Below are 15,477 nucleotides of genomic sequence, written 5' to 3' on the forward strand. Positions count from 1 at the left end.
ACGCATCTGGGGCGCGGGCTGGCGCCGGGCCCGGAGAATGGGGCAGGCCGGGGCCGGACCCGTGCCGCCCCGCGCCCCCGGCGGGCGCGGCATGCACCACCTTGGGCATGAAACCTGCATGGAGCTGGTGCATGAGTTTTGAACTGGACTTTGGCTACACCTCGCAGGCCGGGCGCAAGGCGTTGAACGAGGACTTCGCCGCGCTGGTGTCCGGGCAGGGGCGCGAGCGCGAGCGGGGTGCCATCGCCGCCATCGCCGATGGCGTGAGCACGGGCGGCAACGGCCGCGAGGCCGCCCAGACCACGGTCAACACGCTGGTGAACGACTACTTCGCCACGCCCGACACCTGGGACACCACGGTGGCGCTGGACCGCATCCTGTCCGCCCACAACGGCTGGCTCGCGTCCATGAACCGGCGCCGCCAGCCCGCGGTGGGGCTGACCACCGTGACCGCGCTGGTGCTGCGCGGCCAGTCGTATACGCTGGCCCATGTGGGCGACACGCGGGCCTACCTGCTGCGCGGCGGCCGGCTGCAGCAGCTGACCGCCGACCACGTGATGTCGCAGCACGACTTCGCCCACCAGCTCACCCGCGCCATGGGCCTGGATGACCATGTGGTGGTGGACTACAGCCAGGGCGAACTGCACAGCGGCGACCTGTTCGTGCTGCTCTCCGATGGCGTGCACGGCAGCCTTCCCGTGCGCGAACTGCGCCAGCTGCTGCGCCAGGGCGGGCCGGCGCAGGCCCTGAGCGACGGGCTGGTGCAGGCCGCGCTGCGCCGAGGCAGCAGCGACAACGTGACCGCGCTGATCGTGCAGGTGCAGGGCGTTCTGGAGGCCACGCTGCAGGATGAATCCCGCCGTGCGCAGGACCTGCCCGTGCTGCCCCTGCTCAAGGTGGGCGACACCGTGGATGGCCTCACGGTGACGGCCCTGGTGGCCGACAGCGGCATCCACCGCATCTACCAGGTGCGCGACGGGGCCACGCAGCGGCTGTATGCCCTCAAGACCCTGCTGCCCGCGCGCGCCCACGACGCGCAGGAGCGGGCCACGCTGGCGCACGAGGCCTGGGTGGCGCGGCGCATGCAGTCGGGCCAGGCCGCAGCCCATCTGGCGCGGCTCAACGACTGGCCATTGGGTGCCACCGGCACGGGCGACGGCGCGGGGGCCAGCGCGTTTTACCTGCTGTACGACTGGCATTCCGGCGACACGCTGGGGCAGCGCCTGCGCCACCGCCAGCACCTGGCCGTGGGGCAGGCCGTGACGGTGACCGTGCAGGCCGCGCGCGTGCTGGGCTGGCTGCACCGCCAGGGCGTGGTGCACCGCGACATCAAGCCCGACAACCTGCACCTGGGCGACGACGGCGTGCTGCGCGTGCTGGACCTGGGCGTGGCCCTCTCGGGCCGCGAGCCCGAGGCCACGCGCCGCCTGCACGCGGGCACCCCCAGCTACATGAACCCCGAGCAGTGGCCGGGCTACGAACGCAACGGCGATCCCGCCGGCCAGCTGCCCGACGCGGGCAGCGACCTGTTCGCGCTGGGCGTCACGCTGTACCAGCTGCTCAGCCACGGGCGCCTGCCCTATGGCGAGGTGGTGCAGTACCAGCTGGGCCGCTACCACCGCGACCCTGTGGCCCCCAGCCGCCACAACCCGGGCGTGCCCATCTGGCTCGACCAGATCGCCCTGAAGGCCGTGGCGCGCCACCGCGCGCAGCGCTTCGAGACGGCGGAGGAACTGCTGCTGGCCCTGGAGCGCGGCGCGTCGCGGCCCCTGTCGGCCCCCGGCCCCCAGCCCCTGATGCAGCGCGATGCCACGGCCCTGTGGAAGATCGCGCTCGCGGTGAGCGTGCTGGTGAACCTGCTGCTGATCTACTGGCTGCTGTTCCTGCCCCGGTAGGGGGCGGCAATGGTGGTTGATTGCTATTGAAAACATAGCTGCTGGCGCTGATGGAGAAAGCGCCAGGGCCTGTTTTTCCTTCAAGATAACATCACGGTGGTGCGCGGCCACTGAAGTCGCCCCGGCCCCTGCGGGGATGCCGGGCAGGGGCTTTTCCTTTCGGGCGGCCCATGCCCGCGCCCCCGGGGGCAGGCACAAGGCAAGGCCGCAACGCCTCAGGAGGAAGTCCTGGCCCGTCCGCCGCGTTCGGCCCAGGTCCGCGTCCAGCGGATCTGCATCACGCGCAGCAGCAGCAGCATGGCCAGCGCACACACTGCGATGCCCACGAAACCCCACAGGTAAGTGCCCGTGTACTGGCGCGAGATGCCCATGCCATTGGGGATGAGGCCGCCGCCCAGCGCGCCGATCTCACCGATCATCGAGCCCGCCACCGCCGTGGTCAGCGGCCAGCGCAGCGGCACCAGCTGGAACAGTGCGCCGTTGCCCGCGCCCAGCGCCGCAAAACACACCAGGAACAGCAGCATGGTGATGGGCAGCGAGTTCTCTGCCAGGCCACACAGCACCATGCTCACGGCCGTGATGGCGAGCACGCCCGTCAGTGTGTTGACGCCGCCCCAGTGGTCCGACAGCCAGCCGCCGAATATGCGCAGGGCCGCGCCCAGAAAGGCCGCCATCATCGTGAGCTGGCCTGCCTGCACTTTGCTCACGCTGAACTGGTCGTAGAAGTAGCTGGGCAAAAAGGCGGTCAGGCCGATGAAGCCGCCAAACGTCACGGCGTAGATCAGGCTGAAGGCCCAGCCGTCCTTCTCGAACAGGCAGGCAATGTGTTCACGAAAGCTGCTGTGGGCCGCGAGGTCTGGAGGTTCTTTGGCGTAGACGGCCATCACCAGCGCGGGGATGGCCACGCTCACGGCGGCAAAACCATACACGGCCTGCCAGCCGAACTTTTGCGCCAGTGCGGGGGCGAGCAGCGCGGCCACCGCCGTACCCACGTTGCCGGCGCCCACGATGCCCATGGCCAGGCCCTTGTAGCGCGGCGGAAACGAGCCCGAACCCAGCGACAGCGCGACGCCAAAGCTGGCGCCCGCCACGCCCAGCAGGATGCCCATGGCCAGCAGGTCGTTGTAGGTGTGCACGAACATGTAGCCAAAGCCCATGGCCAGGAAGATGCCGGCCATCTCGACCAGCGTGGCGTTCTTGCGGCCGATGTACTGCGCCAGGATGCCCAGCGGAAAACGCATGAGCGCGCCCGCGAAGATGGGGATGGACAGCATCATGCCCATCTGCGTGGGGGTGAGCTGGAAGGCTTCGCGGATGAACGGCGCCATGGCACCGTTGATCACCCAGATTGCGCACGAGAAACCGAAATACAGAAAGGACGACCACAGCGTGGGCGCGTGGCCGGACTTGAGGAACTCGCGAAATTGAAGCATGGCGATCTTGTGCAAAAGGGCCGTGGTGCCTGCTGCAAGCACACCCCAGCCGGGCAGAAAAACAAAAAGGCGCCTGCATGGACTGCTCGGGCTGTGTCCCAGCCTGTGCCTGCCCATGAAGACGCCAACGTCCTGTTCGCCCAATCCGCCGTTGCACCGGGCTGACACGCGGCCCGCATTGGCCGCAGGCTTCCTCAAGCAATGGCTGTGCCAAGCCGGTGCATTGCCAAAGCGCAAAAGGAACCCAGCCCGGGCGCCGTCATGCGCCAGCGTTCGCTGCGGCCGGGATGGGTGCCCGGCCGGCGGGGTGCCTGGAATGGTGCAGCGCAACGCACCAACCCGGTGTGGGCGCGATGCACCTGTTTGGGGAATTTTGGCGCGGCACGGCCCGAATTTGTTTCAGGATTGCAAGTTCCTGGATTAGCATGGTTTGCATCCGTGCCTGGCGTGTCTTGTGGTGCCAGGGGGCGGTGGACCGAGCAACGGCCTATTCCCATTCTTTGATGAGGGACCCACCATGCGCGTCAATCTGCCCGTCAGCACCCAGGAATATGCGTTTCCCGCCGGCCAGACCCTGGTGTCCACCACCGATCTCAAGGGGCGCATCCTGTACTGCAACCCGATGTTCATCGAGGTCAGCGGGTACGAAAAGGAAGAACTCCTGGGCCAGCCCCACAACATGATCCGGCACCCGGACATGCCCGAGGAGGCGTTTCGCGACATGTGGGACACCATCGCCAGCGGCGCACCCTGGTCGGCGGCGGTCAAGAACCGGCGCAAGGACGGCTCTTTCTACTGGGTGATGGCCAACGTGACGCCGCTGATGCAGGGCGACCAGCCCACGGGCTACATGTCGGTGCGCACCGAGGCCACGCGCGAAGAGATCCAGGCGGCCGACCGGCTGTACCGGCAGATGCAGGCCGAGAAGCAGGCCGGCACGTCCGTGCACGTGCTGCGCGCGGGCCAGCTGGTGAAGAACACGTCCTGGGGCCGCGTCGCCGGCTGGGTGCGCCTGGGGCCCCTGGGCAAGATGATGCTCTGCACGCTGCTGCTGGTGCTCGCCTCGTTCGGGGCCGCATGGCTGGGCGGGCATGCGGTGACGCTCGCGTCCGGGGTGGCGTGGGTGGCCGTGGCGCTGCTGGCGCTGGCCATGGCGGCCTACCTGCACAAGGTCACGGTCGCGCCGCTGGCGCAGATGCTGCGCTGGGCCAACCGCATGGCGGCAGGCGACCTGACGCAGAAGATCAGCGCCACGCGCAGCGACACGGTGGGCGACCTGCAGAAGGCGCTGGCGCAGCTCAACGTGAACCTGCTGTCCATCGTGCGCGACGCGCGCCAGGAGAGCGAGCACATGCAGGTCTCCACCCGCGAGATCGCGCAGGGCAACCAGGACCTGTCGGCGCGCACCGAGGCGCAGGCCGGCAACCTGCAGCAGACGGCCGCGTCGATGGAGGAGATCACCGGCACCGTCAAGCAAACCGCCGAGTCGGCGCGCCAGGCCACGGTGCTGGCCACGCAGGCCACCGGGGTGGCCGAGCGCAGCAGCGAGGCCGTGGATGGCGTGGCCAGCACGATGAAGCAGATCCAGGCCGCGTCGGGCCGCATCAGCGAGATCACGCAGCTCATCGACTCCATCGCGTTCCAGACCAACATCCTGGCGCTCAACGCGGCCGTGGAGGCCGCGCGCGCGGGCGAGCAGGGGCGGGGGTTCGCGGTGGTGGCGTCGGAGGTGCGCAGCCTGTCGCACCGCACGCAGTCCGCCGCCAAGGAAATCCGCCAGCTGATCGACGACTCCGCCACCAAGGTGAGCGAGGGCCATGAAAAAACCGACGCCGCGCAGAAGACCATGGCCGAATCGCTGGAGCTGGTGCGCAGGGTGAACACGCTGATCGGCGAGATCCACAGCGCGTCCAACGAACAGCTCAGCGGCATCTCGCAGGTGAACTCGGCGGTGGCCCAGCTCGACACCATCACGCAGCAGAACGCCGCGCTGGTGGAGGAGAACGCCGCGTCGGCCATGCAGCTCAACGGCCAGGCCCAGACCATGACCGAGACGGTGCAGGTGTTCCGCATCGATGCCTCGGCGCCCGCGCAGACGCGCGATGCGGTGGCGCTGCGCAAGGAGATGAAGGGCGGCCAGGCGGCAAAGTCTTCCAGCCGCGCGCTGGCGCCCGTCTGACAGGCGCCGGGCGGCCGGTTGCGTGGGCGGCGGCCCGCGGCCTCGCGGGACATGGGTTCTTGCACGCCCGCCCCCCGCCGGTAGGGTGGCCGCGGCCGGCGGTGTGCGGTAGCCTTCGCGGCCAGGCCAGGGCGGGGCGCGGGTGCCTGCCTGCTGATGGAGACCATGGCACTATCAACCACCGAACGATTCATCGCGACCTGCCTGCATGGCTGCGTGCGCGCCTGCTGCAAGAGAACGCAGGCACCGTTGTGCGGCGCAGGGCTGGTGCCTGGTGCAGCCGTACCTCCATCGGCCCGTGGCCGGGGGCTGGAGTGCGTCGGCAAACTGGGCAGCCGCCCTGTGCGGGCTGGTGCGCTGAAGGCGTGGCCAAGCGGCACGCCGCTGTTGCCGTACCAGGACGCGCGGGTGTCCGTGGCACGCCACGCCGGTGCATAGTGCGCACATCACAGGAGTCGATCCCTATGGCATACACCTGCGCGAGCTGCGGCAAGGACCACGATGAACTCTCGCCCTACATGATGTGGCGGCTGCCGGACCCGGCCCTCGAGCGTGAGCATGAACTCGTGTTCGACGACGACTTCACCTGCCGCATCGGCGACGAGCAGTACTTCATCAGCTGTGAGCTGGAGGTCCCGTTCAAGGCCGATGACCTCAAGCCGCTGGGTTTCATCTGCTGGGCCCGCGTGGACCGCGAAACATACGACCGCTACCGCGGCTATCGCGAGCACGAGGACACGCTGGCGGAATACGCCGAACTGGTGCCGGGCACGTTGGCCAATCCCATCCCCTGCGTGCCCGGCTCCTCTGGCACGGCCGTGGGCCTCAAGGTGCTGGCCGGCGACCCCACGCCCTACATTCGCTGGGTGGATCCTGGCTCGGCCGTGGCGCACCTTCTGGCCCGGGGCGCAACGGTCGGGTATTGGCACGAGGCCATGGGCGCGGGCTGAGGATGTGGGCTGGGGGCGCGGCGGGGTCCTTGGTGAAATCAAAAACCATAGCGGCTAGCGCTTTGTGCATGAGGGCTGGAGGCCAAAAAGGCTAGAAATCCAGGGTTTCCGGCCCCTGTGCTGCTCCTCCCTTCAGGTGCTCCCCCGCACGGTCAACTCAAAGCCCAGGTCGACCGAGTTCCGCTCGGGCGCCTCGCCGCGCATCAGCGCGAGCAGCATGCGCGCACTGGCCTCGCCGATGGCCGAGCGTGGCGTGCGCACCGTGGTCAGCGGCGGCAGCATCTGGTCGCTGCCGGCCAGATCGTTGAAGCCCGCGATGGCGACCTGGCCGGGCACCTGCAGGCCCAGCCGCTGCGCTGCCAGCAGGCCGCCCTGCGCCAGGTCGTCGTTGCAGAAGAACACGGCATCGACGCACGGGCGGGTGCGCAGCAGTTCCTCCAGCAGTTCTCCGCCCAGCCGCATGGACGAGGGCTGGGGGCTGAGCAGTTCCAGCTTCGGGTCGTACAGGCCGGCTTCCTTCAGACAGCGGCGGTAGCCTTCGGCGCGCTGCATGGTGCGGGGGTCGAGCTGGGCCGCGACAAACGCCACGCGGCGACGGCCCCGGGCCAGCAGATGGGCCGTCATGCCGTGGCCCCCGTCCTGCTGCGAAAAGCCCACGCAGTACACGCCGGGCGCGGAGGTCATCTCCATCAGGTGCACGCACGGCACGCCACTGGCGGCGATCATCTGGCGCGATGCCTCGGTGCGGTCGAAGCCGGTGACCAGCAGCCCCGCCGGGCGGTGGGCCAGGTAGGTGCGCAGCAGCTGCTCTTCTTCCTGCGGGTCGTAGTGGGTCACGCCGATCAGCGCCTGGTAGCCGTGGGGGAACAGCGCGCGGTGCACGGCCTCCAGCACGTCGACGAACAGGGCGTTGGACAGCAGGGGCACGAGCACGGGCACCTGCACGCTGCGCTGGGAGGCGAGGGCCCTGGCGGCGGGGTCGGGCACGTAGCCCAGCCGCTGGGCGGCGTCTTTCACGCGCTGCACCAGTTCCTGCGCCACGCCGCGCTCGCCGCGCAGCGCGCGGGAGGCGGTGATGGGGCTGACCTCGGCGGCCTGGGCCACGTCGCTCAGTGTCATGCGGCCGCTGGAGCGGCGCCTTGTCTCGGGTTTGTTCAAGGGTTAACCCTTATTGGGGTGCGGATCGATGTAGTTAGGATAGCGCTGTCCAAACGATGGGACAAGGCATTGACGCCCATTTTGGACGAAGTTGCAAAAGTTGCCACGGTTATTGCGGCATCCAGCCAGGGTGCCTTTTTTATGGATCAATTGGATAGCGCTACCAATATGAGTGTCTTGCCGTCAACGGTTTTTCTGGTGGTCATGGGCGTGGCGGGCTGCGGCAAGTCGAGCCTGGGCTCGGCCCTGGCGCAAGCCGAGGGCCTGCCGCTGATCGAGGGAGACGACCACCACAGCCCGGCGAGCCGTGAAAAGATGCGCCAGGGCATCGCGCTGACCGATGCAGACCGCGAGGGGTGGCTCGCCACGCTCGGGCAGCTGCTGCAGGCGCAGCCCCATGGCGCGGTCCTGACGTGCTCCGCGCTCAAGAAGTCCTACCGGGACCGCCTGCGCGATGCCTGCCCGGGGCTGCGGTTCGTTTTCCTGGAGATCGACCGTGCCAGCGCGGGCCAGCGCGTGGCCGACCGTGCCGGGACCCACTTCTTTTCCAGCGCGCTGGTGGATAGCCAGTTCGCCACGCTCGAGTCGCCCGTGGGCGAGGCGGGCGTGCTGCGGCTGGATGCACTGGCCGCCCTGGCCGTTCTTCAACAGCAGGCCTCGGCCTGGATCGCCGCCACGGAGGCCGCATGACCACCCCGGAAGATTCCACCCCCGTGCGGCCCAGCCGGTACGTTGCCGCCTCCCAGGTGCTCATGGCCGCCTGCCTGGCCGTGATGGCCGTGGCCGTGTTCGTGAATGTGGTGCTGCGCTACGGCTTTGGCAGTGGCGTCGTGGCGAGCGAAGAACTCTCGCGTCTGCTTTTCGTGTGGATGGTTTTCATTGGCGCCGCGGCGGCCTACCCCGCCGGCGAGCACATGGCCTTCACCAGCCTGGCGGGCCTGCTCGCCAAGCGTCCCCTGGCATTTGGCGCGCTCACGGCGTTGATCCGGCTGCTGGTGATCGCGGCCTGCGCGATGCTGGCCTGGGGCGCCTGGCACCAGGTGATCGTCGGCATGGACAGCCATTCCGTGGTGCTGGGCTACCCGGCGGCCCTGTTGCCGCTGCCCGCCTTCCTGTGCGCTGTCGCCATCGGCGTCATGGCGCTGATCGAATTGATTCAACGCAAGCCGCTGGACCTGGGTCACGGCGCCGAGGTGGAGTAACCGATGATGTCCCTGGGACCCGAAGCGCAGGCTTTTATTGTTTTCTCCGTGGGCATGCTGGTGCTCATGGGCACAGGCATGAACATGGGCCTGGCCCTCGTGCTCACGGGCGCGGGCATGGCGTGGGTGCTCGACTTCTGGGATGCGCAGCTGCTGGCCCAGAACCTGGTGGCGGGGGTGGACAGCTTTCCGCTGCTGGCCGTGCCGTTCTTCATCCTGGCTGGCGAGCTGATGAACTCGGGCGGCATCAGCCGCCGCATCATCGACATGGCGCAGGCCTGGGTCGGGCACATCCGGGGCGGCCTGGGCTACGTGGCCATCGGCGCGGCGGTGCTCATGGCCAGCATGAGCGGCTCCGCGCTGGCCGATACGGCCGCGCTGGCCACCATCCTCTTGCCCATGATGCGCCAGCAGGGCTACCCGATGAACACGTCGGCCGGGCTGATCGCCTCGGGCGGCATCATCGCGCCCATCATCCCGCCCTCCATGCCGTTCGTCATCTACGGCGTGACGACCAACACCTCGATCTCTGCGCTGTTCGTCTCCGGCATCGTGCCGGGCCTGATGATGGGCGCGGGCCTCATCTTCGCCTGGCGCTGGGTGCTGCGCGGCATGGACCTGCCGCAGGGCGAACCCTTGCCCGTCAAGGACCGCCTGCGCGCCACGGTGCGTGCCTTCTGGGCCATGCTGATGCCCCTGATCATCATCGGCGGCATGAAGTCGGGCGTCTTCACGCCCACCGAGGCCGCCGTGGTGGCCGCGTTCTACGCGCTGGTGGTGGCGTTGTTCGTCCACCGCGAAATGAAGATCGCGGAAATCTACGGCGTGCTGGTGCGTGCGGCCAAGACCACCTCCATCGTGATGTTCCTCTGCGCGGGCGCCCAGGTGGCCAGCTACATGATCACGCTGGCCGACCTGCCCAATGTGCTGACCAGCTGGCTGGGTCCGCTGGTGGAGAACCCCCGCCTCCTGATGGCGGTGATGATGATCGTGCTGGTGCTGATCGGCACGGCGCTCGACCTCACGCCCACCATCCTGATCTTCGCGCCCGTGATGCTGCCCATCGCCGTGAAGGCGGGCATCGACCCGGTGTATTTCGGCCTGATGTTCGTGCTCAACGGCGCGATCGGCCTCATCACGCCGCCGGTGGGCACGGTGCTCAACGTGGTGGCCGGGGTGGGGCGGATATCGATGCACAGCGTGATCAAGGGCGTGAACCCGTTCCTCTTCACCTACGTGCTGATCCTGGCCTTGCTGGTCGCCTTTCCACAGATCGTCACCGCCCCCGTGGTGTGGCTGCGCTGACCGCCCGTTTCCTCCCCTCTTTTTTCCTTTCCCACCCGCTAATGGAGACAACCATGAAAACTTTCCGCCGCACCCTTCTGGCCGCCTTGTCGGTGGCCGCCCTTGCCTGCTCGTTCCAGGCCGCCGCGCAGGATTTCAAGCCACGCATCATCCGGTTTGGCTACGGCCTCAACGAAGTGTCCAACCAGGGGCGTGCCACCAAGCTGTTCGCCGAAGAGGTCGAAAAGGCCTCGGGCGGCAAGATGAAGGTGCGCGCCATCGGCGCCGCCGCCCTGGGCTCGGACGTGCAGATGCAGCAGGCGCTGGTCGGCGGTGCGCAGGAGATGATGGTGGGCTCCACCGCCACGCTGGTGGGCATCACCAAGGAAATGGCGATCTGGGACACCCCCTTCCTGTTCAACAACGCGAAGGAGGCCGATGTGGTGCTGGACGGCCCCGTGGGCCAGAAGGTGATGGACAAGCTGCAGGAAAAGGGCCTCGTGGGCCTCGTGTACTGGGAGAACGGCTTTCGCAACCTGACCAACAGCAAGCGCCCTGTCACCAAGCTGGAGGACATGAATGGCATCAAGCTGCGCGTGATGCAGAACAACGTGTTCCTCGACAGCTTCAAGACCCTGGGAGCCAATGCCGTTCCACTGCCGTTCTCGGAACTGTTCACCGCCCTCGAGACCAACACCGTGGACGGCCAGGAGAACCCCTACAACACCATCCTGTCGAGCAAGTTCTACGAGGTGCAGAAGTACCTCACGGTGACCAACCACGTCTACAGCCCCTGGATCGTGCTGGTCAGCAAGAAGTACTGGGACGGCCTCAACAAGGCCGAGCAGAAGGTGCTGCTCGATGCCGCGAGGAAGAGCCGCGACTTCGAGCGCCAGGATACGCGCGCCGAGGCCGACAAGGCGCTGGCCGACCTCAAGGCCAAGGGCATGCAGGTCAACGAACTGTCGCCCACAGAAGCCAGCCGCATGCGCGAGAAACTGGGGGCGGTCAACACCAGCATTGCCGCCAACGTGGGCGAGGCGCTGTGGAAGGACGTGCAGGGCGCCGTGGCGCAGGCGCGTGGGAGCAAATAAGCCTGGGTGAGACGCGGCTGCCGCAACGCCATTGCGGCTCCCAAAGACAAAAGGCCGAGGCCCCGAAAGGGGCCTCGGCCTTTTTGCATTTGCAACTGCCTGCCCGCACCGCCTTGCGGCGCGGGCCGGACGGATTACAGGGATCCGATTTCGCCGGACGAGATCTTGCCAGTGCGCAGGGCGTCTGCAGCTTGGGCATTCACCGCGTTGCGGTCAGCGGTGGAGGTGTAGACCAAGGCACGCGAACCGACGGGGATGGCACCGCTGGTTTGGGGCACTGCCGAGGCTTCGGCTTGCACTTCGGCACGGGTGCGGTTCGTTTCGAACTTCGTGGCGAACTGCGAGGCATCGACTTCGTCGGCCTGTGCACCGAAAGAAGCGAAAGCGGCCACGGCGGCGATGGAGAGGAAACGTGCGGTCTTGTTCATGGTGAAACTCCGGTGAAATTCAAAAAAATGAGGGCAATGTACTTGGAAATACGCAGCAGGAGAGGGCCTGGATTCAGCGAATCAAACGCTGATCAACCACGCTCGCCCGAAGGGATCTGGCCGGTGCGCACGGCATCGGCGGCCTGGGCACGCACTGCGGCGCGGTCGGCCGTGGACTTGTAGGTCACCACACGCGAACCGGCGGGCTCGATGGAGCGGGTCTGTGCCACGGTGGCGGCTTCGGCGGCCACTTCGGCGCGGGTGCGGTTCGTCTCGAACTTCGTGGCGAACTGCGAGGCATCGGCTTCGTCGGCCTGGGCACCGAAAGAAGCGAAAGCAGCCACGGCGGCGATGGAGAGGAAGCGGGCGGTCTTGTTCATGATGAAATCCTTCAGGAAGAAAAAAGCGTCTCAGAAAAACCGGGACAAAAACCATTTCTGAACCGGGTTCGGTGAGTCGCCTTGCGGGTTCGGCTCATCGATGGGATGAACTGTACGCCGCGGTGGTACAAAGAAAAACTACTCGGTCGCAAACTAACTGTTCCAGTTTTGGAAACAATCCAGACGCCTGTCTTTCTGCCTGCGGCCCGAGGGCCGGTAGCCAGTCGCAAGCGATCGTGGTGGCAGGAGAAGTGGGCGGTGAATCCTTTCGAAAGCGCGTTGGACATGGGCTGTATCGTGCCGGGCGGCGCGGCATGCGTCGTCTCAGCGCGGTTTCGGTTCTTTTCGGTTTGTTTCGGGTTCTCCCGAATGCAACAAGTGCGAAACATGTGCATCGAGTCCGTGGGTAACGCGCCAAAGGTGTGGTGAATGGCACTTGCGCGGGTTGCATCGGCAAGGCTTATGGGCTGAAATCACTCTGTACCTGTTTCAGCCATCACGAGGGAGGTTCCAATGACCGTAGTCGCCAAGATTCTTCAATCCAAACCCGATGCCACCGTGCATACCATCGGGCCCGCCACTTCGGTGTTCGATGCGCTCAAGCTCATGGCGGACAAGGGCATCGGTGCGTTGATCGTGACCGAAGGCGCCGACATCGTGGGCATCTTCACCGAGCGGGACTACGCGCGAAAAATCGCGCTCATGGGGCGCACGTCCTCGGTCACCCAGGTGCGGGACGTGATGACGACCGCCGTGCTGTTCGTGCGGCCCGACCACACCAGCGAGCAGTGCATGCAGCTGATGACCGGCAACCGGCTGCGCCACCTGCCCGTGGTGGACGACAGCAGCAAGCTCGTGGGCATGATTTCCATCGGTGACCTGGTCAAGGACATCATTTCCGAGCAGAAATTCATCATCGAGCAGCTGGAGCAGTACATCACTGGGGCGCGCTGACAGCAGGAGATGCCCGGCAGCCCAGGCGCGTGGGCGAGAAAACCGGTTGGCCGGCAGCCTGGATCGGCCGAGAAGCCGCTGCTAGCCGGCGACGAGAATCGGCTCGCAAGCCTCACCGGCTTGCTGGCGCTCGAACATGATCCGGTAGGCCGTTTCGAGGTCGCGTGTGAAGCGTTGACCATCAAACAGCGGCGAGTTGGTGCGCAGCCTTTGAAGCTTGGCACGAACGGCCGCCAAGGTCTCGGGTTGGCTGGCAAGTTCAATGGCACGGGCTTCGTAGTCCCGCGGGGTGTGGGTAATCAATTCGGGCAAACCCACTGCGGTGAGCAGGCTGGCGGCCACTCGTCCCGCGAAGGCCTGGCCCGCGAGCGTGAGCACGGGTAGCCCGGCCCAGAGCGCGTCGCTGGCAGTGGTGTGGGCGTTATAGGGCAGGGTGTCGATGAAAAGATCTGCCGCCCGATGGCGCGCAAGATGGTCGTCCAGCGGCATCCGCTGTGCAAAGACCAGGCGAGCGCCACCCACGCCGCGCTTTTCGGCCTCCTTGACGAGATTCTCGGCGGCGGCCTCGTTGTCCTTGAACAGCCACAAAACGCTGCCAGGTACCGCCTTCAGGATGCGCATCCAGCAGTCAAAGGTGCCCGGAAGAATTTTGTAGTTGTTGTTGAAGCAGCAGAAAACGAATCCGCTGTCTGGCAGGCCCAGTTCCGCGCGTGTGAACTGGCGGTCGGAGATGGGGCGGCGGCTGTCGTTGACCTGGTAGCTGTACGGCATCCAGACTGCTTTTTCAGTGAAGAATCCCTGGTGCTCCGGGGGGATGACGACTTCGTCTGCAATGACATAGTCCATGTAATCGGCACCGGTGGTGCCGGGGTAGCCGAGATAGCTCACCTGAACGGGTGCGCAGCGGTTGGCAAAAATGCCCATGCGCCCATCCCGGGTGAATCCTTTCAAGTCGACCGCGATGTCGATTCCCAGGCCCCGAGCCATGGCGGCGATCTCCTGATCTGTGCGCCCATCGACCTCGTGAAAATGGTCCACACTCTGCTCGATACGGCGGCGGATGCCATCCATCACCTGGGGGCCAAGCGAAAACGCGTGAATCTCGAACTGTTCCTTGGCGTGGCTTTCGAACAGTTCGGCCATCAGGTAGGTGGTGGCATGTGTGAAGTAGTCTGCAGAGAAGTACCCCACTCGGATGCGTCCGGGCCGCCGTGCAGGGAAGCTGTGCTGTGCAGCTTTGTCCAGCCGATGCAATTTCAGATATGCACGCGCCAGCTGGAGGTGAAGGAGTGGGTCGTCCACTATCGCAAGGAAGGGAAAGGGGCTGCTTCTTTGCAGCGCACCCTTGCTCCGCAATTCCTCCAGGTAGGAATCGAATCCTGTCCAGTCGCAGATATGCATGCGCACGGGTTGCGCGACGGCTGGATCGGCGTGGCAATGCGCAAGGCTGTCAATGGCGGCGGTGAATCGCTTGAGGTCGATTTCCGATGCCGCCTTGTGAAAGTGGGCAGCCTCCAGCGCGGGGTCGATTTCCAGGGCCTTTTGGTAGTTGGCGATCGCGTCATCGTGCCTTCCCATTCCTGCCAGAGCCCGTCCGCCGATGACGTAGGCGCTGGCTTGCTGCGGATTGATGGAAAGGGCATTTTCCACTTGCGCAATGGCCTGTTCGTGGAGGTGCAGGTCCAGAAGGCAGCCTGCATGGTCCAGCACCACCTGCGCATTGCCAGGCTGCAGTTCGGCGGCACGCCGCAGCAAAGGTTCTGCTTCTAAAAGCAGGCCCTGCGCAGCGAGCGCGCGGGCTTTGGTCAAACACGCCTCTGCATACTGAGGGTGAATCGCCAGCGCCCGGTCGGCTGCAGCGATGGCCGCATCAAGCTGAGCTGTTTCTATGAGGGCGCACGCCAGGTTGTTGAGGGCCTTGAGGTTTTCAGGGGCTGCCGCCAGCACGTGCTCGAAAGCGGCAATCGCTTCCTCGGACCTTTTCAGTTCCAGCAGGGCAATCCCCTGGTTGACCCGTAGCTCGGGGTGGTCGTGCCCCGCTTCGATAAGTTGGCTAGCGCTGGCCAGCGCTTCTTCGTGAAAACCTGCCTTGATGAGGATGCCAACGCGGTTCATTTGTGCGGCGGGCATTTCTGGCTGCAGATCTAGGGCCTGATTGATGCGCTCTAGGGCCTCGTGGGGCTTGCCGCCCCCGGCCAGTGCCAGAGCCAGATTCACGTGAGCACCCGCATCCTGTGGCAACAACCGTACTGCCTGCCCAATCAGCCGTTGCGCGTCTGCAAATGCGCCGCTGCCCAGCGCCACCACGCCCAGCATGTGCAATGCGCCAGGATGATGGGGACTCCTGGCCAGAATCTGCTGGTAGAGGTTGGCAGCGCCCTGCAGTTGTCCACTGCGATGCAGGGTCAGGGCCTGTTGGAAGGCTTGGTCAATCTGGAAGGCGGCGCTTGCGGTGGGCTGGTGGGGCCTGAAAAAAGGGGGAGATGTCATGTGGAAAGTCGCCATGGATGCGGGATGCCA

13 protein-coding genes are annotated in these 15,477 nt (G+C 66.2%); 8 read left to right on the forward strand and 5 right to left on the reverse strand.

The features are described 5' to 3' along the window. Positions 1-131: 131 nt before the first annotated feature. Positions 132-1,895, forward strand: a complete 1,764-nt coding sequence (locus AC3RCE_RS07815; protein ID WP_492254864.1) for a bifunctional protein-serine/threonine kinase/phosphatase — start codon at positions 132-134, stop codon at positions 1,893-1,895. Positions 1,896-2,110: 215 nt separating this feature from the next. Here AC3RCE_RS07815 and AC3RCE_RS07820 read toward each other — a convergent pair whose 3' ends face one another. After that, complete coding sequence (locus AC3RCE_RS07820) at positions 2,111-3,328, reverse strand: MFS transporter (RefSeq protein WP_218293870.1); 1,218 nt, start codon at positions 3,326-3,328, stop codon at positions 2,111-2,113. Positions 3,329-3,845: 517 nt separating this feature from the next. Between AC3RCE_RS07820 and AC3RCE_RS07825 the strand changes: the two genes are divergently transcribed. Further along, complete coding sequence (locus tag AC3RCE_RS07825; protein WP_218293871.1) at positions 3,846-5,507, forward strand: methyl-accepting chemotaxis protein; 1,662 nt, start codon at positions 3,846-3,848, stop codon at positions 5,505-5,507. Between the two features lie 464 nt (positions 5,508-5,971). Continuing rightward, entirely contained in the window at positions 5,972-6,457 is a 486-nt protein-coding gene (locus AC3RCE_RS07830) for a DUF2199 domain-containing protein (protein ID WP_369641893.1), read from the forward strand. A 132-nt stretch (positions 6,458-6,589) separates the two neighbouring features. On the opposite strand, the gene gntR is transcribed toward AC3RCE_RS07830, so the two are convergent. Then, positions 6,590-7,576 (reverse strand): HTH-type transcriptional regulator GntR, encoded by a 987-nt coding sequence (gene gntR / locus AC3RCE_RS07835; protein WP_492255366.1) that lies wholly within the window; start codon positions 7,574-7,576, stop codon positions 6,590-6,592. A gap of 243 nt (positions 7,577-7,819) precedes the next feature. Here gntR and AC3RCE_RS07840 point away from each other — a divergent pair, with 243 nt between their 5' ends. The 4 genes from AC3RCE_RS07840 to AC3RCE_RS07855 are packed head-to-tail and all read left to right on the forward strand — an operon-like array spanning position 7,820 to position 11,195. Then, the gene (locus AC3RCE_RS07840) at positions 7,820-8,305 is read left to right on the forward strand and encodes a gluconokinase (protein ID WP_218294444.1); all 486 of its coding nucleotides are present in this window, start codon (positions 7,820-7,822) and stop codon (positions 8,303-8,305) included. Beyond that, complete coding sequence (locus AC3RCE_RS07845) at positions 8,302-8,817, forward strand: TRAP transporter small permease subunit (protein ID WP_218293873.1); 516 nt, start codon at positions 8,302-8,304, stop codon at positions 8,815-8,817. Before AC3RCE_RS07840 ends, AC3RCE_RS07845 begins: the two co-directional genes overlap by 4 nt. A 6-nt stretch (positions 8,818-8,823) precedes the next feature. Beyond that, positions 8,824-10,122, forward strand: a complete 1,299-nt coding sequence (locus AC3RCE_RS07850; RefSeq protein ID WP_218293874.1) for a TRAP transporter large permease — start codon at positions 8,824-8,826, stop codon at positions 10,120-10,122. 53 nt (positions 10,123-10,175) lie between these two features. Further along, complete coding sequence (locus AC3RCE_RS07855; RefSeq protein ID WP_492254865.1) at positions 10,176-11,195, forward strand: TRAP transporter substrate-binding protein; 1,020 nt, start codon at positions 10,176-10,178, stop codon at positions 11,193-11,195. A 134-nt stretch (positions 11,196-11,329) separates the two neighbouring features. Here the strand turns inward: AC3RCE_RS07855 and AC3RCE_RS07860 are convergent, their stop codons facing one another. Together AC3RCE_RS07860 and AC3RCE_RS07865 are read right to left on the reverse strand one after the other, a co-directional pair. Then, positions 11,330-11,623: a DUF4148 domain-containing protein gene (locus AC3RCE_RS07860; RefSeq protein WP_218293876.1), complete on the reverse strand. Its 294-nt coding sequence runs from the start codon at positions 11,621-11,623 to the stop codon at positions 11,330-11,332. A 92-nt stretch (positions 11,624-11,715) separates the two neighbouring features. Then, a complete protein-coding gene (locus AC3RCE_RS07865; protein ID WP_492254866.1) occupies positions 11,716-12,003 on the reverse strand; it encodes a DUF4148 domain-containing protein in 288 nt (95 codons plus the stop codon). A gap of 513 nt (positions 12,004-12,516) precedes the next feature. Between AC3RCE_RS07865 and AC3RCE_RS07870 the strand changes: the two genes are divergently transcribed. Next, positions 12,517-12,957 carry a CBS domain-containing protein gene (locus AC3RCE_RS07870; RefSeq protein WP_218293878.1) on the forward strand — a complete coding sequence of 147 codons (441 nt, stop codon included), beginning with the start codon at positions 12,517-12,519 and terminating at the stop codon, positions 12,955-12,957. Positions 12,958-13,038: 81 nt separating this feature from the next. On the opposite strand, the gene AC3RCE_RS07875 is transcribed toward AC3RCE_RS07870, so the two are convergent. Further along, positions 13,039-15,447 (reverse strand): tetratricopeptide repeat protein, encoded by a 2,409-nt coding sequence (locus tag AC3RCE_RS07875; protein WP_492254867.1) that lies wholly within the window; start codon positions 15,445-15,447, stop codon positions 13,039-13,041. Positions 15,448-15,477 lie beyond the last annotated feature (30 nt).

This window comes from Acidovorax sp. GW823-FHT05D11, from assembly GCF_058795695.1.

Coding starts and splice junctions, on each gene's coding strand:
- AC3RCE_RS07815 (WP_492254864.1), top strand. CDS start 132: ATGAGTTTTGAACTGGACTTTGGCTACACCTCGCAGGCCGGGCGCAAG.
- AC3RCE_RS07820 (WP_218293870.1), bottom strand. CDS start 3,328: ATGCTTCAATTTCGCGAGTTCCTCAAGTCCGGCCACGCGCCCACGCTG.
- AC3RCE_RS07825 (WP_218293871.1), top strand. CDS start 3,846: ATGCGCGTCAATCTGCCCGTCAGCACCCAGGAATATGCGTTTCCCGCC.
- AC3RCE_RS07830 (WP_369641893.1), top strand. CDS start 5,972: ATGGCATACACCTGCGCGAGCTGCGGCAAGGACCACGATGAACTCTCG.
- gntR (WP_492255366.1), bottom strand. CDS start 7,576: ATGACACTGAGCGACGTGGCCCAGGCCGCCGAGGTCAGCCCCATCACC.
- AC3RCE_RS07840 (WP_218294444.1), top strand. CDS start 7,820: ATGGGCGTGGCGGGCTGCGGCAAGTCGAGCCTGGGCTCGGCCCTGGCG.
- AC3RCE_RS07845 (WP_218293873.1), top strand. CDS start 8,302: ATGACCACCCCGGAAGATTCCACCCCCGTGCGGCCCAGCCGGTACGTT.
- AC3RCE_RS07850 (WP_218293874.1), top strand. CDS start 8,824: ATGTCCCTGGGACCCGAAGCGCAGGCTTTTATTGTTTTCTCCGTGGGC.
- AC3RCE_RS07855 (WP_492254865.1), top strand. CDS start 10,176: ATGAAAACTTTCCGCCGCACCCTTCTGGCCGCCTTGTCGGTGGCCGCC.
- AC3RCE_RS07860 (WP_218293876.1), bottom strand. CDS start 11,623: ATGAACAAGACCGCACGTTTCCTCTCCATCGCCGCCGTGGCCGCTTTC.
- AC3RCE_RS07865 (WP_492254866.1), bottom strand. CDS start 12,003: ATGAACAAGACCGCCCGCTTCCTCTCCATCGCCGCCGTGGCTGCTTTC.
- AC3RCE_RS07870 (WP_218293878.1), top strand. CDS start 12,517: ATGACCGTAGTCGCCAAGATTCTTCAATCCAAACCCGATGCCACCGTG.
- AC3RCE_RS07875 (WP_492254867.1), bottom strand. CDS start 15,447: ATGACATCTCCCCCTTTTTTCAGGCCCCACCAGCCCACCGCAAGCGCC.